Source organism: Acinetobacter guillouiae, assembly GCF_002370525.2.
GTDB classification, from domain to species: Bacteria; Pseudomonadota; Gammaproteobacteria; order Pseudomonadales; family Moraxellaceae; genus Acinetobacter; species Acinetobacter guillouiae.
On the sequence record NZ_AP014630.1, the window covers coordinates 2,018,575 to 2,040,410 of the forward strand.

17 protein-coding genes are annotated in these 21,836 nt (G+C 36.8%); 10 read left to right on the plus strand and 7 right to left on the minus strand.

The features are described from left to right. Positions 1–304 precede the first annotated feature (304 nt). The 3 genes from AS4_RS09235 to AS4_RS09245 form a co-directional block, all read right to left on the minus strand. Positions 305–538, minus strand: a complete 234-nt coding sequence (locus tag AS4_RS09235; RefSeq protein ID WP_004721027.1) for a DUF2171 domain-containing protein — start codon at positions 536–538, stop codon at positions 305–307. A gap of 211 nt (positions 539–749) precedes the next feature. Continuing rightward, positions 750–1,856: an OmpW/AlkL family protein gene (locus tag AS4_RS09240; RefSeq protein ID WP_004821080.1), complete on the minus strand. Its 1,107-nt coding sequence runs from the start codon at positions 1,854–1,856 to the stop codon at positions 750–752. Positions 1,857–2,322: 466 nt separating this feature from the next. Then, entirely contained in the window at positions 2,323–2,751 is a 429-nt protein-coding gene (locus AS4_RS09245; protein ID WP_096733961.1) for an MAPEG family protein, read from the minus strand. 740 nt (positions 2,752–3,491) lie between these two features. Between AS4_RS09245 and AS4_RS09250 the strand changes: the two genes are divergently transcribed. The 3 genes from AS4_RS09250 (at position 3,492) to AS4_RS09260 (ending at position 6,926) form a co-directional block, all read left to right on the plus strand. Next, complete coding sequence (locus AS4_RS09250) at positions 3,492–4,055, plus strand: 1-acyl-sn-glycerol-3-phosphate acyltransferase (RefSeq protein ID WP_004721021.1); 564 nt, start codon at positions 3,492–3,494, stop codon at positions 4,053–4,055. Between the two features lie 106 nt (positions 4,056–4,161). Continuing rightward, entirely contained in the window at positions 4,162–4,911 is a 750-nt protein-coding gene (locus AS4_RS09255) for a YebC/PmpR family DNA-binding transcriptional regulator (RefSeq protein WP_004821088.1), read from the plus strand. A 560-nt stretch (positions 4,912–5,471) separates the two neighbouring features. After that, the gene (locus AS4_RS09260) at positions 5,472–6,926 is read left to right on the plus strand and encodes a hypothetical protein (protein ID WP_034612843.1); all 1,455 of its coding nucleotides are present in this window, start codon (positions 5,472–5,474) and stop codon (positions 6,924–6,926) included. 245 nt (positions 6,927–7,171) lie between these two features. On the opposite strand, the gene AS4_RS09265 is transcribed toward AS4_RS09260, so the two are convergent. Beyond that, complete coding sequence (locus AS4_RS09265) at positions 7,172–7,645, minus strand: GrpB family protein (protein ID WP_096733962.1); 474 nt, start codon at positions 7,643–7,645, stop codon at positions 7,172–7,174. A gap of 164 nt (positions 7,646–7,809) precedes the next feature. Beyond that, positions 7,810–8,283 carry an Lrp/AsnC family transcriptional regulator gene (locus AS4_RS09270; protein WP_004721004.1) on the minus strand — a complete coding sequence of 158 codons (474 nt, stop codon included), beginning with the start codon at positions 8,281–8,283 and terminating at the stop codon, positions 7,810–7,812. Between the two features lie 299 nt (positions 8,284–8,582). On the opposite strand from AS4_RS09270, the gene AS4_RS09275 reads away from it, so the two are divergent. From AS4_RS09275 to AS4_RS09295, 5 genes are all read left to right on the plus strand, one after another. Continuing rightward, positions 8,583–9,365 carry a HesA/MoeB/ThiF family protein gene (locus AS4_RS09275; RefSeq protein ID WP_096733963.1) on the plus strand — a complete coding sequence of 261 codons (783 nt, stop codon included), beginning with the start codon at positions 8,583–8,585 and terminating at the stop codon, positions 9,363–9,365. Between the two features lie 39 nt (positions 9,366–9,404). Beyond that, positions 9,405–10,703, plus strand: a complete 1,299-nt coding sequence (locus AS4_RS09280) for an ABC1 kinase family protein (RefSeq protein WP_034612833.1) — start codon at positions 9,405–9,407, stop codon at positions 10,701–10,703. Positions 10,704–10,811: 108 nt separating this feature from the next. Further along, a complete protein-coding gene (folB, locus tag AS4_RS09285) occupies positions 10,812–11,192 on the plus strand; it encodes a dihydroneopterin aldolase (RefSeq protein WP_096733964.1) in 381 nt (126 codons plus the stop codon). Next, positions 11,149–11,580 carry a 2-amino-4-hydroxy-6-hydroxymethyldihydropteridine diphosphokinase gene (locus AS4_RS09290; RefSeq protein WP_016539512.1) on the plus strand — a complete coding sequence of 144 codons (432 nt, stop codon included), beginning with the start codon at positions 11,149–11,151 and terminating at the stop codon, positions 11,578–11,580. The genes folB and AS4_RS09290 overlap by 44 nt, the downstream gene beginning before the upstream one ends. 27 nt (positions 11,581–11,607) lie before the next feature. Continuing rightward, positions 11,608–12,132, plus strand: coding sequence for a hypothetical protein (locus AS4_RS09295; RefSeq protein ID WP_004720995.1), 525 nt, complete (start codon positions 11,608–11,610; stop codon positions 12,130–12,132). Between the two features lie 122 nt (positions 12,133–12,254). Here AS4_RS09295 and coq7 read toward each other — a convergent pair whose 3' ends face one another. Next, positions 12,255–12,890, minus strand: coding sequence for a 2-polyprenyl-3-methyl-6-methoxy-1,4-benzoquinone monooxygenase (coq7, locus tag AS4_RS09300; RefSeq protein WP_004720993.1), 636 nt, complete (start codon positions 12,888–12,890; stop codon positions 12,255–12,257). A 1-nt stretch (position 12,891) separates the two neighbouring features. Further along, a complete protein-coding gene (locus AS4_RS09305) occupies positions 12,892–14,211 on the minus strand; it encodes an MFS transporter (RefSeq protein WP_096733965.1) in 1,320 nt (439 codons plus the stop codon). A gap of 175 nt (positions 14,212–14,386) precedes the next feature. Between AS4_RS09305 and AS4_RS09310 the strand changes: the two genes are divergently transcribed. Both AS4_RS09310 and AS4_RS09315 read left to right on the plus strand, forming a co-directional pair. Beyond that, positions 14,387–17,131: an autotransporter assembly complex protein TamA gene (locus tag AS4_RS09310; protein ID WP_096733966.1), complete on the plus strand. Its 2,745-nt coding sequence runs from the start codon at positions 14,387–14,389 to the stop codon at positions 17,129–17,131. Between the two features lie 35 nt (positions 17,132–17,166). Continuing rightward, a complete protein-coding gene (locus AS4_RS09315) occupies positions 17,167–21,708 on the plus strand; it encodes a translocation/assembly module TamB domain-containing protein (RefSeq protein ID WP_096733967.1) in 4,542 nt (1,513 codons plus the stop codon). Positions 21,709–21,836 lie beyond the last annotated feature (128 nt).

Below are 21,836 nucleotides of genomic sequence, written 5' to 3' on the forward strand. Positions count from 1 at the left end.
CACTGTTAGTCATTATCCATATTACTACTTATAAATTCTAGAATAGAAAATATATCAACAAGCAAAAAGAGTGAATATCAATATGCAATTCAATACTGGGGCAAACGCCTTGACCTTATCAATGAAGGCGAAAGACAACGCCAATTAAGGTTAGATGAAGATACGAAAGTCTTAATAATAAGATTTAATCAAATATAAAACGCTCGATGAAATTCATCGAGCGTTTTATATGAAATAAGTGTCAATCTACTTCAGAACGAGACACCTATAAAATTGAATATAACTCAGTTGTAATAGGCCAAATCTATACTTCTAGCCAAGTGTCTTTAACCTCTTGAGAATCTTTAGTTAAGATAACTTTTTCGCCTTTTATCTCACCAACCCAAGATGTTGGGATGAGATGGTGATGTCCATCGCCATGTTTAGTCAGCTTGATTTGGTCTGCTCCAACAAGGTGATCTACCTCACCAACTTTGGTTCCACAAGACGCAATAACATCGGCATGATTCTTAATACTTTCAACATTGATAGAAGTCATTTGATACTTTCCTATTGAAATGTGATTTGAATATTTACCTTATATGAAATAGGTAGGTGAGTCTTGGTCTGAAATGAAAAGGCTACAAGACAGCCAAAATAATTACTTAATGAATTAAATTTTATACATGGTAATTTTTTGAAATTAATTATAAATGAAGCCATTACAGTATTTAAGTTGCTGTAATGGCTTCAGGTTTTAACAGATAGACTTAGAAACGATAACCTACACCAAGGTAAGTGATTAGTGGGTCGATCTCAATTTTAGTTTTAGCCTGAATAAGCTTTGCATTGTTGTTGGTGTTGAGGACTGTAATGGTTGCAGTATTGTCTAACTTCGCATACGAAATAGAGGCAGTCGCAAACCAGTTTTGTTTAAAGTCATAGGTAAAACCAGCAGTAACAATCGGTGCAATGGCATCAGTAGCATCTACCTTAACTTTCATGTTGCCGCTTGATTGCTTTCCTTCTAGAGAAGCACCTGCTTTACCATCATGAATGTTTTGAATCATATGTCCAGCACGTATCAAATCATTTTCAATCCCTGAATTGATTTCGATCTCGTTGAAGTAGGCATACATTAAACCAGCACCTACAAATGGTCTGAACTTATTGACACCAGATTTACCAAAATAGTACTGCGCTTGTATGGCAGGCGTCCAAGCTCTAGCAGATGCAGCAGTGTTATAACTATCTAAATCTGTAATCAAAAGATTGTTTTTTAAATACAAATCACCTACTAAGCCCTGAAGTGGCTGAGATGTTGCTGAAAAGGGTGCATAGACAGTACCTTTCCCTTTTAGATCAACTTTTGGTGGAATCCCTGCAATCAATTGAACGGCAACATTGTCAGTGACATTATAAGTAAACATCATACCTAACGTGTCTACATCCTCAACTTCCAAACCAGCATCCGCTGACCAATTGGCAATCCCATTGATTTCAGCAATTCCTGTTAATTGGTCGATTAAGGTTGGGTCGTCTGCCATGATTACATCCAGCAGGTCATCAAATAAATATCGTCCTTCTTCATTACTTGGTGCATTGAGCAAGCTAATTAGGTTGGGATCCATCGCATCAATACGAGATTGATCGACATTATTTAAAATGGTTTGGCCTGTAATTACCCCCACAGCAGCTTTAGTACCATTACCCACAGAGGTATTAATCCTAAAAGGTTGTGCTTTCCCCATTGATGACATATGCAACCACCCTGAAGAAACCGAGAAGCGTTTAAAATCTTCAGCTTGGCTTATTCCCGCAATACACAAGAGTGAGGTTGTAACGATGGCTTTTTGAAAGATCTTTTTTATTTTCACTTTAATTCATCCTTTTAAATACAATCACTGTCTTCTTGACAATGAGATTATTAAAATTACATAAAATAACCAATAAGTAGAGTAAAAACTCTAATTTAAAAACAGTATTAAGACTTAAAAGTTAATTAATAATGATTGAAAATTAATATAAAAAACATAAAATCATAGAGTTGTTTGAAAATAATGTATTTTTAATTATATTTTTCATATAAATAAAGTATTACAAAATAGTGACATAGTTTTACTTTTTGATAAATTTACTTTACTTTTGATTATATTGAAAAAATTATAAGATAAATTAGTAAATCTAAATTTAATTATTATTCATAGGATATTTTGGATGAATTATTGATATAAGTTGTATTATTTTCCTAGCTATAAAATACAACTTATAAAGAAATGAACGGTTATAAAACAGCGAATAAAGCATAAAAATATCAGTTAATGCCTATTGATTAGCATTTGTTTAAAATCCAATACATGTGATTACGATTTGAATTGCCAAAATAATAAGGCAGATTATTCCAACAGCATAAGAAATACTGCGCCATGGTTGAATTGCACTGAGATAGGTGACTGTATGTGTGATTCTTGCAATCGTAAAAATACAAAAGATCCAGACAATAAAATCACTGCTTAGGTTTAATACAATACAAAGTCCTCCAAGCACCCAAAACACGGGAATATTTTCTAGATCATTTGCCCAAGCTTGGCTGGCTCTGGTCACTTGTGGTAGTTCTTCGGGTCTGGCTTGAACACTGACAAAATTAGCATCTTCGGTATTTTTAAACGCTTTATTCTTTATACGATAAAATCCTTGATAACAAGAGATTGCAAGCATTTTAAAAAAAAGCAAAACCGCACAAAATGCATAGATATGTAGTAAATTATTCATAGATCCCCATTTATTTTATATGCTTTAGAAGTAAGTGTATCTATTTAAAGTGATTTTCAAACTTTGTCGAGCGAAATTTTTAGAAGCAGTTTTAATGCTTGATGAGTCTGATTTATTTTTTGGTGAGAATAACTGAAATAGAGCCGAATGATTAAAAGCTTAACCAAAATTGAAAATTAATTGGATAGTTCTAACAATGATCTAAGTTTTGAGTCAATGAGAGCTGCTGCTGAGTGTGTTGCGGTATACGATGATCTAGCGAAGTTTGTGGCTATTGAGCGGGAATAATATGCAGTGTTACTTTTTTCGTTTTTCTAAATAAATTTCAAATACACTCCATGTGCAAATCAAAACAAAGACTAAGGCACTTACGCCAAAGAGAGGCATCAACATATTGCAATCCTTTTGCAGGTAAAATTTTTGAGCTTATGGCGCAATTAAGACTAAAGTCTAAATGATTTTAACAAGATAAAGAATATTGATTTGAGTTTTATTATTGAGACTATGATTTATATGAATGTTTTTTATGAAGAATTTATATTTTTGTTCTAAAGTGAGTTAGATGACATTGGTGGATTTAACGATTTTACATTTTAATCACCCATTTCGGTATAGCAAAACAAGTCTTTAAAATGACAAAAATAAATATACAAATGTAAAAAATAAGCACAATAGAGATTGTCTTTTTAAGCTTTTACTCGGACAATTCGCAAATTATGATTTTATGATGTTAGGTATTTATGAAAAAGATGTTGGGAGAACTTACTTTTAAGCTCTCAGGTTGGTCATACGAAGTTGATCAAAGTGTATTAGAAAAAAAACAAGTCATCATCGGTTTTGAACATACATCCATGATGGATGCTGTATTGTCATTGGCTATTTTTCAAATTCATGACATTAAAATCCATACTTTAATTAAAAAAGAATTATTTAAAGGGCCTTTAAAACCGATTTTAGAAAAAATTGGTGGTATTCCTGTAGACCGTAAGTCAAACAAAGACATCGTTTCACAAATGGTTGATCTGTTTCAGAGTAATGAAGAATTTAATTTGGTGATTGCGCCAGAAGCGACTCGCGCAGAACGAGGGCAAGCACGTAAACCGATCCGTACTGGTTTTTGGCATATCGCAAAAGCAGCTGGTGTTCCTATTGTTTTAATGTATGCAAACTCAAAAACAAAACAGGGTGGGATCTTTGGAAAAATTTACCCAACAGATCTAGATCAAGACTTAGCAGAAATTAAACGTCTATATAAACAACATACAGGGCTCGATATTGTGATTCCTGAAGCAAAAAATTCTTAATTTACATTAAATCTAAAAAATAAGCACTTTCTCATAAAAAAGTGCTTATGGTAGAATTGCCGCAATTTGATATGGCATAAAGCCAATCTACAGGAGCATATTTCGCATGGCGGGTCATTCCAAGTGGGCCAATATTAAGCATCGCAAAGCAAAACAAGATGCAAGTCGTGGTAAAGTTTTTACCAAATATATTCGTGAATTAACCACAGCAGCAAGACTTGGCGGTCCTGATGTGGGAAGTAACCCTCGTCTACGTGCTGTTGTCGAAAAAGCACTTTCAGTGAATATGACACGTGACACGATCAACCGTGCTATCCAACGTGGTGCTGGTGGTGAAGACAACGATGATTTAAAAGAAGTCACTTATGAAGGTTATGGTGTGGGTGGTGTTGCGGTTATCGTAGAAACCATGACAGATAACCTTAATCGTACTGTGCCTGATGTACGTCATTGTTTTTCTAAAACCAATGGTAACTTAGGTACGGCGGGTTCAGTGGCATACTTGTTTACCAAACGTGGTGAGATTACTTTTGAAGATGTTTCTTTAGAAGACAAAATCATGGATGTGGCTTTGGAAGCTGGCGCTGAAGATATCGAAGTGAACGAAGATGAAATCTTAGTGATCACTACACCAGAAAGCTTTGGTGATGTACAAGATGCTTTGACTGCTGCTGGTTTAAAATCTGATAATGCAGAAGTGGTTATGAGCCCATCAACAAAAGCATTGATTGCTGATGTGGATCAAGCAAAACTCATTGTGAAAATGATTGATATGTTTGAAGATCTTGATGATGTTCAAAACGTATATACCAACGTTGAATTCACAGATGAAGTATTGGCTGAATTAGACAGTTAAGTCTGATTTGAGTTGATAAAACGCACCTTTGGGTGCGTTTTTTATTATTACGTGTTTAAATTTAATTTATTAATTAAAAAGCAATAGTTTATAAGTTGTTTTTCATTTGACTAAATTTAAATTCCTTAAATAAAATCCTTCAACAAGATGAGATCAATATTGCTTCTGTTAATCAATCAATCAAAGATTTAATGGAAATTGGACGATTTGAATACTCTTTTAGCCTGAATGAAATTTCTGATGCACTGTCGATTTTAGTTAACACTGAAAATTTTGCCAAAACAATTATAAAGCTTGCGTATGGTGAATTTAAGATCGGATTTTGAGATAAAAACCCACTTACGGTGGGCAATGCTGGAGTTCTCTTTTTAGTTATGGACCACAGTCTTCAATAGCCAAAATTTTTATACATTAGAATGTTTAGGTAAATTAAAAAGAGTTTGAGAAGAATAAAAAAAAGTATACAATTACATCAAAATTACATTGCAATTATTAATAAAAGTAATTGTTTGAATTTTTAAACTAATAAGTATTCTTACAATGAAAAAAGGATTTTTATAATGAAAAAGGTATTTTTATCAAATGCTTTTTTGGGGTTAATCTGTTTTAGCAACCATTTAGTTTATGCAAGTTCTGAAACTTTTCAACCTATGTCAGAAAGTGAAATGTCAGCGACAACTGGTCAGGCTTTAATGAGTATGTCTTTTATTGCACCTAATGATTCAGATAACTTGGAAAGACAGCGTACTGGCGGTAGCCAGAATATCGGTTTTTATCGCTTAGGTTTGGAAGCAGAACTAGAGTTGAATGCTAATATTAAAAAATTACAGCTAGGTTGTGGGGGATTGAACGGGGCTGGTGGATGTGACATTGATATTGATAATTTAAGTTTAAGTGGTATTTCTGATACTAATTCTGGCAGAGCAAGTTCCAGTGCAAAATTAACTAACCCTTTCATTGAGTTTGCAATTAAAAATCCTGGTCAGTCATCAACAAGAGAAATGGTAGGATTGAGGCTGAGTGCCGAGAAAATACTAGGTCTGATGACTTTGGGAACAGAAAATTCATCTGTTGCGAATGGACTAAATAGTTTCTCTGGATACATGAAAGTACAGTCAGGTATTGGTACTACTGTTGCAGAACAAAGTAAAATTAAAGGATATGCCGATACTGCTGCACAGTTTATGAATCTAGCTACATATCCAATTAAAGGCAATTTAGTTGCAATTGGATTAGCAAATGCAAGTTTTATCACAACTGGAGGGGGATTCAGTATTCCAGAAATGAATAACCTTCCTTTTGAAACCTCCCAAATTGTTGTTGTAGGAAATCGTAAGACATCAGTTGGTTTATCTGCATCTGTTGATATTCCAACTATCAATTTAGGGACAGGAAATGATTATCCAGCAATAGGTAGAACAACCTTTGATGCAAATGGAACCACAACAGCAGTATACACAGCTGGTAATCCTGTAGACGCTAAGATAACAGGATGTCAAAACACGGTTTTTTTAATTCCAGCTTGTTTAGCAGCACCAACAGGGCGTCAATTTACTAATATCAAAATGAGTGGTTCAGTAAGTGGTGCGAAAGCGACTGTAAATTTTCAAGAAGCTCTTGGCTTTATTCATAGCTTACAGGTGAATTCGGCTGCATCTTTAAGCTTACAAAATCAGAGTTTATTGTGGCCAGGTTCTGAATCCTTAAATATTGCACAGCCAGGTTGGTGGTTAGCACTTGCAGATCCTATCAGTATAGGTCGAGTAGAACCAACCCAAAAATTAAGTATTGAGCCATTGCTTGGTCAATTTGCTACGAAAGCTGGAGATTATTTACAGCAATATCCTGCTAGAACCAATGATCTTGGTGGAATTATTAGTGGAAATGGACTTGATGCAAATATTGGAAATGTAAATTTATCAAATGTTGCTCCCCTACAAATGAATCTATCTAACCTTCAGCTTAATGGGCAAAATTTTGCCCCAAATTGTTATGGTAGCCTCAAATTTTGTTAATCTTAATTTACTGGAATTCGTACAGAATTTAAAAGAGAACATTACGGATACTGACAATCTGAGCATCAGTAATAAATCATATCTGGTTAAGAGTGATTTGAGCAGTGCAATGATGATAAATATTTAATAAAACATGATTATTTTTTAAATTTAATAAATGAAAATATTGAGTGCAACTAAAATACAACATATTGATTTAATTAAATGTTAATCGCACCTTTCGGTGCGTTTTTTATTCAGAGAATTTATTGCTGATTTAAAATTGCGGAAATAAATTTATTTTTTTCAATCCGATAATCGATCATATCTAAATTTTCACAACGCTTTTTTAGATCATTGTACGTTTGCACTAGTTCAGGCGATTGCCTGAGTTTATCTCTAAACGTAATAAATGACTCAAATTCAGAACCTTTAACAACCAATTGAAAGGCGACATCATCACCATTGAGCGATTCCAACATACACAGTTGATCCGTTCTCAGTGTTGCTAATTTTTCTTGAAAGTTTAAGTGGTAAAGCTTTTGAATTGCATCATTAAATTCAGATTGATCCACTGCAATATAAATGTCTAAATCTCCTTTAGAGATTGCATTTGGAATCGCAGAGGCGCCAATGTGCTCAATCTCTGCATTGGTTAAAAGTGCTTTGATTTGAGTTTGATAATACGCAAACCGTGCATTGCATTGTGGTTGATATTCTTCGGCAAAATAAAATCTCATAAAAAGACCCATTTAAATACAATCTGATATCTTTGATTTTTAAATTCTACTTATTTAAAACATCATAAAACCAATGTTTAAGACCAATGAGAGTAGCTTTGCTTCGTAGACTTTTAAGTGCATTCTATTCATCGTGTAGAAACTAAACTGGCTCAATACATAATTTAAATTCGATTGAGTAGGCCAGTACAATTAAACACACGTTTATATTCTTTAATCACGAAGCTTGAATGTAGTGCAACCACGTGCTCAATTTTACCAATACGTTTGAGTAAAATTTCACTGTAATTCTCCATATCTTTTGCGATAACTTCGACAAGGAAATCAGCGGTTTGCCCAGTGACTAAAAAGGCGTTAATCACTTCAGGGATGTTTTCGAGTTCTTCTAAAAATTTAGCAAAGGTATCGGTGTCATGTTTGCTTAGGGAAATTTGTAAAATGACATGTAATTTAAAGCCTAATTTTTCAAAATTAATATCACGCTTTAGATTGGTCATGATATCGGTTTCGATCAAGTGTTTGATACGACGATGGACAGAACTTACTGACAGGTTAATACGTTCTGACAATTCATTTAGATTGATGTCTTCATGGGTTAAAATTTCTAAAATTTGTTTGTCGTAACGATCCAGTTCCATATTTTTATCCAGCTTGAAAAAATTTTCTGTATTAATGTAGATTGATTTTTATAGTTTTTCAATATTTGAATCATTTTTGAGAATAAATATCATAAAATGCTAGGTTATGGAAAATGAAACAGTTTAAATTTGATTGTATACTGTGTTGAACCATATCATGATGATTTTGCAAATGACCTGTTGAAAACATTGAGCGAATTGCTAAAACTTAAGCCAAAGGATTAAAGATTATTTTTAGTTATTGCTCCCCTATAAAATTTTTACTTTATACTGATTAAAATTGAAAAGTTTATCCACCCATGCTTGAACACGATCTAGAACTTACCGAATCTGAAATGCATCTCTATTCCCGTCAAATTCTGCTGGATGGTTGGGATATTGAGGCACAGGAAAAATTAAAACTCGCCAATGTACTGATTGTTGGTTGCGGTGGAATAGGGTGTACCACTGCCGAATTGTTGGCGCGTGCAGGTGTTGGAAAAATTAGTTTGATTGATGCTGATACGGTTGAAATCAGTAATTTACAAAGACAAATTGCCTATGTTGCGCAAGATGTGGGTTTTTATAAATCGGAGATCTTGGCCAAGAGATTACAAACAATTAATCCTTTTATCCAAGTAGAAAGCTATACCAGTAAATTGGATGAAAATAATGCGCAAGTATTGATTGCTCAGCAAGATTTAGTCTTAGATGGTTGCGATAACTTTACCACCCGTTATCTAGTGAACCACATCTGTACCCAGCTGCATATCCCACTGATTAGCGCGTCTGCGATTGGTTTCCAAGGTCAGCTCTTTATGGTTGACGGTGATACAGCTTGTTATGAATGTTTATTTCCCAAAGCGCAACAGCATAATGAAAGTCTGCGTTGTGCTGACTCTGGTGTATTGGCCACTACACCCAATGTCATGGCAAGTTTACAGGCACATCATGCACTTCTATATTTAGGTTTGGCGAAAACCCCACTGAAACAAAAACTGATGCTTTGGGATGGGTTAACAATGAAACAACGAATTTTAGCCTTTGAAAAAGATAGAGATTGTACAAACTGTCAGGCAAGCCATACTGCAAATGCTGATTAATTTGCTACACTTATACAAATTCAATTTAATGTTGACATTATGAAAAATAATATCTTTTTAGATGGTCTGCGTTCAGTTGCCCGAGTTGGGGAGACTGCCGTTATCGCAGCCAAAGCTGGCATTAAATACGCCACTGAAAAACCAAGTAATGCCAAACTGATGCGTGAAACTTTTGAATCATTAGGCTCAACTTATATTAAATTGGGTCAATTTATTGCCAGTACACCATCTTTATTTCCTCGTGAATATGTTGAAGAGTTTCAAGGCTGTTTAGATCAAACGCCTTATTTACCTTTTAGCTATGTTCAGGAGGTGTTGAAACAAGAATTTGCTGGACGTAATTTAAGTGAAATCTTTGCATCTATTGATGAAAAGCCTCTTGCTTCAGCGTCTATTGCTCAGGTTCATGCGGCCAAATTGGTGACCGGTGAAGATGTTGTAATTAAAGTGCAAAAACCCGGTGTAGAAACTATTCTTTATACCGATTTAAATGTATTGCACTGGGCAACAAAGGTGTTAGAAAAAGCGATTCCAAAAGTAAAATTCGCTTCATTGGCAGATATTGTTGATGAAATTAAAACACGTATGGTACGTGAAGTTGATTTTATTGAAGAAGCACAAAATTTAGATGATTTTGTGAATTATCTTAATGTGTCGCAAAACACCGCAGCAACCGCACCAAAGGTCTATCATCAATTTTCAACACGTCGGGTACTTACCATGCAACGCTTGTATGGTGTGCCATTGACTGATTTTGATGTGGTGAGAAAGGTCGCGAAAGATCCATCTCAAGTGCTGATTACCGCCATGAATACTTGGTTTGGTAGTTTGATGTTATGCCAGTCTTTCCATGCTGATTTGCATGCAGGTAATCTAATGTTGCTTGAAGATGGCCGTATTGGTTTTATTGATTTTGGTATCGTTGGGCAGTTAAAACCTGAAGTTTGGCAAGCATGTATGGCATTTATGGATGCTTTGCAAAAGACTGATTACAAGTTGATGGCTGAAAATATGTTGGGTATGGGCATGACCAGCACTCAAGTTGATACGCAGGTTTTGGCAGAAGATTTAGAGCGTTTATTTAGTGGGGTACTGCTTGCAGATCCACAAAAAATTATGACGTCTAATCCATCTGATTTAAATGACATCATGATGGATATGGTGGGTGTGGGCGAGCGTCATGGTATTCGTTTCCCACGTGACTTCGCTTTATTATTTAAGCAAATGCTCTATTTTGATCGTTTTATGCGTGTTCTTGCCCCATATACCGATATTTATGCTGACCAACGTTTACAGATGGTGCAAAATATTGATCCTGTGTCGCTGTTAAAACATTGATATAGAGGTTTTCCCTTTGTGAAAAGCTGGTTGAGTTTGATTGTAAAATCTTACTTGGCCCTTTTTAAAAGGGCATTTTTTTATTTACATTGAGAATTTATAAACGTCATGGATGCAATTATCATTGAAGGGTTGAAAGTTGAGACGGTGATTGGCTGCTTCAATTGGGAACGGCAAATTATCCAACCTTTAATGTTGGATCTTCACATTCAAACCAGTTTAGAACAAGCGTCTAACTCAGATGAATTGGTCGATACGTTGAACTATGCAGAAATTTGTGAAGTTTCAGCCAAAGTGATTCAGGATGCTGCGCCAAAATTGATCGAACATGCGGCAAAATTGGTATTGAATACGCTTTTCTCTACCTTTCCGCCTATTGAATCGATTATGATTACGATCCGTAAGCCTGCCATTATCCCGCAAGCAAATTCTGTAGGAATTCGTCTTGAACGACACCGAAATGATATTCGCCCTAGCTCTAGCGAGTAATCGCGATCCACAACAAAATTTTCAAAAAGCATTTGCTCAGATTGCCCATTTGGGAATGGTGTCATTTTCTCCAATCTATTTGATTCCATGCCGTGATGGAATTGGTGCAGATTATTGGAATGCTGCATGTTTGGTTCAAAGTCAGCTGTCTGTAGATGAAATGCTGTCTTTATTAAAAAAGATGGAAGCAGACTCAGGTCGTGTACGCCCATCACATCAAATTTCCTTGGATATTGATCTCATTGCATGGGGATCTCATTTAACCGCAATGCAATTTAATCCAAAGAAACTACCATTGGCGTTGGATGTTAAAGTGCCGATGTCTGATCTTTGGGAAGATGCATTATTCAAACATTCCGCAGATCAATTTCCAGTTATCATTTTATAGTCTTTAAAATAAATAGGTTAAAAAACAATGTATTTTAAGCCCTTGGCATTATTCAGTTGTGTGCTTTTATTTAGTGCATGTCGCCATTTACCTGAACAATCTGTTACACCAGTACAAGCTGTAAGTGAAGTGCAAAGCTTACAACAGCGGGATAACAATCTTAAGCAAAAAGTGAATGCTTATACACAAGATCAAGCTTTATTTGATGTGGCATTTGATGATCTCAATCAAGATGGACAAGATGAAGCCATCGTGCTTTTAAAAGGGCAAGATTGGTGTGGGTCTGGTGGTTGTACAATGCTGATCTTTCAAGGAAAATCTAATCACCAGTTTGACTTTTTAAGTAAAACAACCTTGGTGGATACACCAGTTTACTCTACAACATATATGCATAATGGTTGGAAGCAAGTGCTGGTTTATAGCCGAAAGCATGGGCAAGTGATGTTGAAATTTGATGGAACTCAATATCCGCTCAATCCATCTTTATTGCCTGTCGCAACTGCAAAATTGGCACCGAATACAGCTAAATTACTTTTGGGCGTTGCTGAGTAATTTTTTATTTTTAACCTACATCTCTACATCAAAATGTGGGTTAAGCAGACCTTATTAAAATACTAAAAAAACAAGCCCAGCAAGTGGGCCTGTAAATCAGTTAAATCAGACTGTTAGATAAATTAGATAAAATAACTGGTCTTGGTCATCAGTTTAGAAATAGCAGTCATGGTGATCTTCACTGGAATAGGCAGCTCTACACCACCAGCAGTTAATGCTGTATCACGATGATGCAGTTCATCTTCATTCATCTGCACCAATATTTTACGTGAGCGCTCGTCTTGAGCTGGAAGCTGACTGATATGGTGTTGTAAATGTAAACTGACTTGGCGTTCAGTTTCAGCCACAAAACCTAAACTATATTTATCGCCTGCAATACCTGCAAGCGCACCCATACCAAAAGAAAGACCGTACCATACAGGATTCAGCAAACTGGTATGACTGTCGAGTTCCTTTAAACGATCCTCACACCAAGCCAAATGATCTTGTTCTTCAATTGCTGCAAATTCCATTTCACGACGTACATTTGGAAGTTTGGCTGTTAATGCCTGTCCATGATAAAGCGCTTGAGCACAGACTTCACCACTATGGTTGACGCGCATTAAGCCTGCAACATGGCGTGCTTCACTGACAGCCAGCTTGGTTTCAACTGCATTAGACGGATTGCTTCTTTGTGCCGAAGTTGCACCAGGTACTAAACTTCTTAAAGCTTGGTCAAATGAATTGATCAATTTATCGATGCCAGTATATTGACGCATATTAGTCCTCCAAAGAAACCTGAGTAGTCGCTATTAATGGTTTTAAACGAATTAATAACCAAGTACTAAAAATAGCACTCAGTACAGCTGTGATACAGAATAAAATTTTAATATCTATTTTCAAAATACTTAAGATGAGAATAGAAAAAATTGCCGATGAAACCATGAATATTGCATTAAAAATATTGTTTGCCGCAACCACACGTGCACGGTGTGATTTTGGGGCATAGGCTTGCATCATGGCATAAAGTGGAACGATATAAAAACCTCCACTTATACCCAATAAGGTCACCGCAAGCATGACATGATAATAAATTGCCCCTGAGTTAAACATATCAGGAATCGCAATCAGATCACCCGTTCGTTCTGGAACAAAGGCCAAACTGCCTGCCAAATAAAGCGCAAATAGCGTTAAGCCAATTGCACCAAGCGGTACCATTTTGATATTTACTTCTGCGCCGCCAATTTTACGACACAGCAACGAGCCTACACCAATGCCGACAGAAAAAAATGTAAGCAATAAACTGACGACATTTTCATTGGCATGCAGGTTTTGCTGTGTTAACTGTGGGATTTGTGTGAGATAAGTTGCACCATAAAACCAATACCAAGAATTGCCTAAAAGTACGATAAAAATTAACGGTAAACTTTTAGCATAACGAATGGTTTGAAAACTGGTTCGAAAGAAATTCCAATCGATTTCTAAGTCTTCATTTGAGGTAGATTGTTTAAGGACAAAACGACTGGATAAATAACCCACCACTGCAATAGACACAATGGTTAAGCAAATCCAGATCATATTGCCTTGTGACAGCGAAATGACTGCACCGCCTAAAATCATCCCAATTAGAATCGCAATGGATGTGCCTGACTGAAACAGGGCGTTACCAGACATCAGTTCATTGGGTTTTAAAATTTCAGGTAAAATCGCATATTTGATTGGCCCAAAAAAAGTACTGTGCGTACCCATTAAAAATAAGGCGAAGAGTAAAATCCAAAGATTGCCCAATAAAAAACCCGCCGAGGCGATCAGCATGATGATGATTTCTAAAATTTTAATACTTCGGACTAAAAATGAGCGTTCGTATTTATCTGCAATTTGACCTGCGGTCGCAGAGAAGATGAAATAGGGTAGAATAAACAGTAACGCAGCGAGATTGTTGAGTGTACTGATATTGGCAGACTGATGATGAATCCAACCATAGGTAATGACGAGTAATAATGATTGTTTATAAACATTATCATTCAGGGCGCCAAAAAACTGGGTAAGGAACATCGGTAAAAAACGTCTTGTCCCTAAAATATGCTCATTTTTTTCCATTGTAGACGACTTCATTTAGTTATATATAAGAAATGTGTTGAAATGGTAACTATCTCTCAAAATCATGTATCATGTTTTTAACTTAAATCATGTGTAAAACCAATTGGTTTGGGTATTTGAAAGATTTTTAATAATTGATCTTTCTACAAATAAATTTAGGTCATTCGAGCTTGGTATGCCAGCAAAAATTAATTTTAAAAAATCTGTGCTTTCACATAGTGTACATTTACACTTTGACCGTTATCATATCAATAAACTGATATGTTCAAGTGTTTTTTTAAGTGTTTTTGCAATCCCTGTCAGTTATGCCGATCAAATACAAAGCAATCAGAACTTGCCATCAAGCTCTGAAACCATCAGTACAAGTTCTGAAAAAATCAGCAATACTCAAGAACAATTAGAATCAGCAGCCATTCAACAAGGTGTACCCAACGAAAAGATCGACCAGTTAGATCAGAAAATTCAACAAGCTCAACAAACTGATCAAATCGATAGTGTTAAAATGCTTGAACAACAAGAAAAAAATATGGGGGTGCAAGATGATTTTAAGCCGATCCAATTTGAAGATCTTGAAGAGTTACCCGCTGTTGCTGTGGATCAGTCTTTAGCAAATGAAATTTATAAAGTTGCTGAAGATGCGAAAACGGATGCGCAGAATTTTCGTAATGGGGTGACCAAAGCGCCTCAAGTTGAAGTGACTAATGCGACCCAGCAAGAATTGAATGAAATTACGCAAGCGCCAGTCAATGTTGATCAGCTTATACAAACGATTCGTGCGGACAATAAAATTTCTGTAGAGGAAAATCAATCGGGTAAAACCTTGGTTGATAATACACAGAGTAATAGCGATGAAGAAAAGGCTAAACCTGGTTTCTTTAAAAGTTTAGTCAATAAAATTCGTGGGCCGCAAGACAACGGTGTACCAATTCCAAAAATCAGTGTTTCCGTGACGGGTGCACCTACGATTCTTGCAACTAATTTAAAAGCAAAATTAGGAACTTTTACCCAAGAAGCATATTCTGATTTTAATGGCTCGGTGCCACAGTTAAGAACACTGGCGGTACAGGCTGCCCAAGCAGTAGGTTATTACAATGCAGAATTCAAGTTTACTAAAATTGATGATACTCATTTAGGGGTTAAAGTCACTCCACATGATCCAGTCAAAGTGGCTGAACAAAATATTGAGTTTACAGGGGCTGGCGCTAAACTGGCACAGTTCCAAGTTATTGGCGTACTTCCTGATTTAGAAGAAGGTGATATTCTCAATCATGGTGCTTATGAATCTACCAAAAACCGAATAGTAGATGCAGCATCGAATAATGGATTTTTTGATGGTTATTGGCGTTTACATGATGTCAAAGTTGAACAACCACAAAACAAAGCCAAAATTGATTTAAAATACGAAACGGGCGATCGTTATAAACTCGAAGATGTAGAGTTCAGAATGAGTGATCCTTCTAAGCCGCTCCCAATCGATTTAAAAATCTTAAAAACCTTAGCGCCGTGGGAAGATGGTGCAGATTACACCGCATGGCGTGTCAATGGTTTGGCCAATAACTTAACTAACTCACGTTATTTTAACTATACCTTGGTTGATGCGATTAAACCGGATGCAATTGTAAAACCACTTGAGCTTCCTGCAGATCTGCAAGCCTTAGTGGATCAGCAAAAAATCACTGAAACGACATTGTCTGCGCAAACCAATGCCGATAAAGCACATTTGTCAGATAAAGAAGTGACCCAAAATGTGGTCAATGAAAATCAGTTTGCTGGAACGCAAGGTGAAGAAGTCAATCCGAACTTAAAGCAGCTTCAAGCGCAGCAGAAAGAAAAAGAATCTGATGATGATCTATTAAAAGATCAGGCACGTGAGAATAAAAAGATTCCTGTGATTGTGACTTTAAATGCGGATCGCTTAAACAGTTTAGAAACAGGTATTGGTTATGGGACTGATACAGGGGTACGTTTACGTAGCCAATATAGACGTGCGATTGTCAACCATTTAGGGCATTCTTTTGATGCCAATATGGAACTGTCACAAATTCGTCAAGCGATTGATGCTCGCTACAACATTCCTTATAAACATCCATTAAATGATTACTTTAGTTTGGTTGCGGGTTATGAACGAGAAACCCGTGATGGTATTGGTAATGACATGGATTTGGTCATTGAATCTGCGGTAGCTGGGGTAGACCGTATTATTAAAGGTTCCAGAAAAGAGTGGCAGCATATTCTTGGCGTGCGTTACCGTTTAGACCGTGTTACTCAAAATGGTCCTGTAGATATTGCCAATATCCCTGATGCTTTTTTAATTCCTGGTTCAAATCAAGAACAGCAATCATTATTGTTGGGTTATGAAGCAACCAAAACAACCAGTGATAATCGGATCAATCCAACACGCGGATATAAGCAAAGTTATAAAATTCAGCTTGGCAGTAAATCTTTACTTTCAGATACCGATATGGCGATCACCAGTGCAGATTGGAAAGGCTTATATTCTTTTGGTCAAAATGATAATCATCAGGTTGTTGGTGGTTTGAATGTCGGCTATATTTTTGCCAAAGATTTTGATCAAGTTCCTTATAATTTAAGATACTTTGCTGGTGGTGACCAGAGTTTACGAGGCTTCGATTATAAGAGCTTATCTCCAACGGAATATGGTTATAAAGTCGGTGGTCAAGGTTTGGCTGTCGGTTCATTGGAATACAATTACCAATTTAAAGAGGGTTGGCGTGGCGCAATTTTCAGCGACTTTGGTAATGCTTACGATAAATCATTTAGTAACGATACCCAATATAGCTTAGGCTTAGGAATCCGTTGGAAGTCACCAATTGGTCCGATTCGAATTGATGTTGCATCAGGTGTTTCAGATCCTGCTCGTCCAATTCGACTGCACTTCTTTATTGGTTCACAACTTTAATTAACTAAAAATATAAGAGAAATACTGGAAATATTATGGCTGATGAAGAACATCAAGATGTTCAAAATGAACAGCAAAATGATCAACTAAAGCAAGAGCAGGCTCCGAAGAAGCGCAATATATTGCGTAATATTCTGATGTCATTGCTTTTGGTCATTATTTTATTGATTGCTGCATTGGCTGTGATGTTTAGTACCGATAAAGGCAGTAAGTTTTTATTGGATCGGGTTGCTTCAAGCCAGAAAATTATTGATTACCAATATGAAAGCGGTAACTTGTTGCAAGGGATCATACTCAAAAATGTATTGGTCACCCTCACTGCAGTTGATGTCAAAATTGATCGTGCGGATGTTTCCTTGGGGTGGCGCGCAATATTAGATAAAGAAATTCATCTGAGCCATGCTGATGTCAACAATTTAAGAATTATCAGCAAAACACCACCAAGTGATGAACCCTTTAAGTTTAGCGAAATCAAGTTACCCTTTGTTTTACGTTTAGATGAAGCGAATGTAGATCATATGCAGTTGCAAACTGCATCTTCAAAAATTGATTTTAACGATATTCATTTAGAAAATGCATTGTGGTCGGGTACAGAGTTGAAGTTTGAAAACTCTAAAATGGACATGGGCTATTTATCTGTAAAAGACGCGACAGGTAATATGAACTTTAAACAAGGCGATTATCCGCTGAATGCCAAGGCAATTTTGCGGATCCCAAGTTTAAAAAGTTTAAATGTTGAAGATATTTATGTACATGCGCGTGGTTCACTCGGCACGATTAAAGCGGGTGTTGCAACCAAAACGCCAGATCTTTTAACGGGTTGGGCGGTGATCCATCCGATGCGTCATGATGTTCCAATGAATGGTGCTTTGGTGTTTAAAGACTATCATTGGCCGTTGTTGCAGGAACAAGAGTTACTCTCTAAAAAAGGCTTGGCGAAATTTCAAGGTGATGTTAAGGGCTTAAACTTAGATATTAATACAGACATTAGTGGTAAAAATATCCCACAAGGTCAATATACTGCTTTAGCACATACCGATTTAACCAATCAGTTGAATATTAATAATTTAAATGGTCAATTGATGGGTGGTGCTTTAAATCTTGCCGGTTTGGTCAGCTGGAAAGATCATGTGCATTGGGATGTACAAGGCCGTTTAGATCGAATTAATCCAAAAGATAAAATTATCCCACAAGTGATTCAGGACTTTTTACCTGTTTCCCTTGATGCCAAAATTGGTTCAGTGGGCGAATTAAAACAAGGTATGCATTTAACTGCCAATGTTGATTTTGATAAATATGAAGCTTGGAAGGTTAAATTAGATCAAGCTGAACAAAAGGGTAAAAAGCCTGAACCGATGTTATTGGGTGTTAACTGGAAAAATATCGACCGAGCCGTGCCTTATGTGGGTTGGTTAAGCAGTGAACAAGGTCAGGTTGAAGTTGCACTGGTTGACGATCAGCAAAATATTCATGTGGCAACCGTTGTACGTCAACATGAAAAAGGCAGTTTACCTGAGGGTAAATACACAGCTCAGTTAGACCTAAAAGGCAATGATCTACACGTACCAGCATTTGAATATGTGGCAACGAAAGGCAGTTTATCTGGAAACGCAGTTGTTGAATTACCTACTGAAAAACGCCAGTTAAAATGGAATGCCTTGCTCAATGCAAAAGATTTTAATCCACAAAGTATTGTCGCAACAGCACCAGTAGATTTAATCAATGGACAAATAAAAGCCAATGGTTATGCAAAACCAAATCAACAATTGATTAATTTTGATGCGATTAATTTAACTGGGCGACTTGCAAATCAAGCCAACCCTGAAACAATCCAATTGACAGGTAAAAGTACAGCCGCAGTTATTTTCAATGATGCTAATGCTGGTGGAGCGTTTAAAGGCTTTGCTGTGAATTATGATGGCGCATTAAATGCTTCGCAGCTGAAACATGGCAGTGGCTTGTTAAAGATCAGAGTTGCGGGTACACCAGAGCTGATTAAAATATCTGAACTACAGCATGATGGTGTTGCAGGAAAAATCTTAGCCAATGGCTTGGTGCATATCAGTAATGGCATCGGTTGGGATATCAACGCATCTTTGGTGCGTTTTAAGCCACAATATTTTGTTTCTTCTGTCCGTGGTGAAGTTTCTGGGAATGTGAAGACTCAGGGGAATTGGTCAGATCGTCTGAAGAGAATTAATATTCAACAATTGAATATTGCAGGCATGATCAATAACAAACCTTTGAGAGGACGAGGTAACCTTGCAGTTGTTTTAAATTCTGATTTAAAAGGCTTGATGCCACAGCAATTTGAAGCCAACAACTTATTTTTGTCTTATGCCAATAACCAAGTTCAGGCGACAGGAAATGCACAGAATCTACGATTAAAAGTCAATGCACCTGCATTATATGAGCTTTATCCAGGATTGCGTGGCACAGCATATGGTTATTTGAATTTACAAGCACAGCCACGTCTGAGTGCAACTGCAAACCTCACAGTCGATAATTTTAGTTTTAATGATAGCCTAAGCATTAAAAAATTAAGCTTAAAAGGTGAATTACCAACTTCTGAAACTGTAGCGTCGAAAATGGTGGCGCAAATGGATACTTTGCGCAGTGGAAACCGTGAGATTCAGCATGCAGGGATTACACTTTCTGGAACACGTAAAGCACATTTATTACAGCTTCAGGCATGGAACTATTATTCTAAGTTCTATGTGCAGCTTGCAGGTGGATTTAATGCGCAAAATGATTGGTTGGGTCAGATTCAAAAAGGTGAGTTTGACTCAGTAAGAGCGCACTTATTACAACAACAAAATGCGCCGGTTATTTTTAACGCGTCAAAATCGGAGTTATATGTTGGGCAGCATTGTTGGTCAAGTCAGCAAAGCCAATTGTGTTTTGATCAACCGATCCGCGCAAGTCAGCAAAATGGTAATGTTTCTTTTGTTACTAAAAACCTAGATCTGAATGATTTTGCTGCGTTTATGCCAGAAGGTTTGGCACTGACGGGGAAATTAAATGGTTATGCAAAAGCATCATGGGCGAAAGGTGCACAGCCTAAATTAGATGCCAAGCTGGTTACTCGTAATGGGCAAATTGGTATTGCGGCAGAAGATCCGAATGATCCTTCAACTTCAATGAACTATGACGAAGCCAGTGTAATTGCAAAAAGCATAAAAGATGGTTTGCTATTGCGTGTTGATTTAAAAGCGCCGAATGTTGGAACAGGTTATGCCAGTGTCATTGTCAATCCATATGTCGAATCTAAGCCGATGCGTGGTGAGGTGGCGTTTAACGAAGTTCAGTTGAAAATCTTAAAACCATTTATTGCGGATGTACGTAAACTCGATGGGACTTTATCGCTTGCAGGAAAAATTAACGGTACGCTGACACAACCATTGTTTGATGGAGAAATGCGCTTAAAAAATGGTGAAATTAGTATGATTTCACTGCCTGTGAATTTGAATAATGTTCAGATTTACACTTCGATTCGTCAAGATGTCGCAACAATTAATGGTGCATTTAACAGTGGTCGTGGTGTCGGTAAAATTAATGGCAGTATCGATTGGAAAAATGATCCCCATGTACAATTACGTCTCAATGGCGACAAGTTACTGATTCGTCAAGCACCGTTGATCACAGCAGTTGTCGATACTGATATTGAATTGGATGCTTTACCTTTAAGTAAGAAACTGACCGTTAAAGGTAAAGTTGATGTACCTAGTGCATTAATTTCAATGCCTGAATCCAGTGCAACCGTAGTCAATGTGTCACCTGATGTCCGTATAGTAAAAGAAGGTCAAAATCAGCTTGCCGTGCTTAAAGCAGCACAGCCTTGGTCTATACGTGCAGATGTTTCTGTAAACTTGGGCGACAAAGTTATTTTCCAAGGCTTTAACAGTCGTATTCCATTGGTGGGTCGTCTTTACCTTTCTCAACGCGGTTTGGAAACTGCAATGCGTGCCAATGGTGCGATCGGTGTCAGTCAAAAAGTAACTGTTGAGGCTTATGGTCAGCGCTTAGACTTAAATCGTGCCATTGCTCGTTTTAATGGTCCATTATCTAATCCTACATTGGATGTTGATACCAATAAGAGCATTTCTGGCAGTACGGTAGGTCTACGTATTACAGGCACAGCGTCTAGTCCAAACATTCAAGTTTATAATGATGCTGGTTTGTCAGATCAGGAAGCGATGAATGCTTTAATTACAGGACGTATTAATGAAGGTTCTAGTGGCTTAAGTAATGCTGAAGGATTTAAATCGGATGTAAACAATACGATTGCAGCAGCAGGGATCAGTTTGGGGCTAGGGGGAACGCGCGCATTTACCAATCAAATTGGACGTACATTTGGTTTAAGTGGTTTGTCATTTGATGCACAAGGGACTGGGGATGATACGCAGGTCAGTTTGACGGGTTATATTACCCCTGACTTGTATATTCGCTATGGTGTGGGGGTATTTACACCAGTGAATAAACTGACTTTACGTTATCAAATGAATAAACGTTTATATCTAGAAGCCAGCCAGTCTTTAGAAAAAGCCATTGACGTATTCTATCATTGGAGATTCTAGACATTGATAAAACATTTTAGATGCAATTGGCATTGAAATGTAGTTGATCGATATTGAAAAAACTCGGATTACGGTCCGAGTTTTTTTATGTTTATATCAAATGAGATGAGTCATTGAGCTAAACGCAG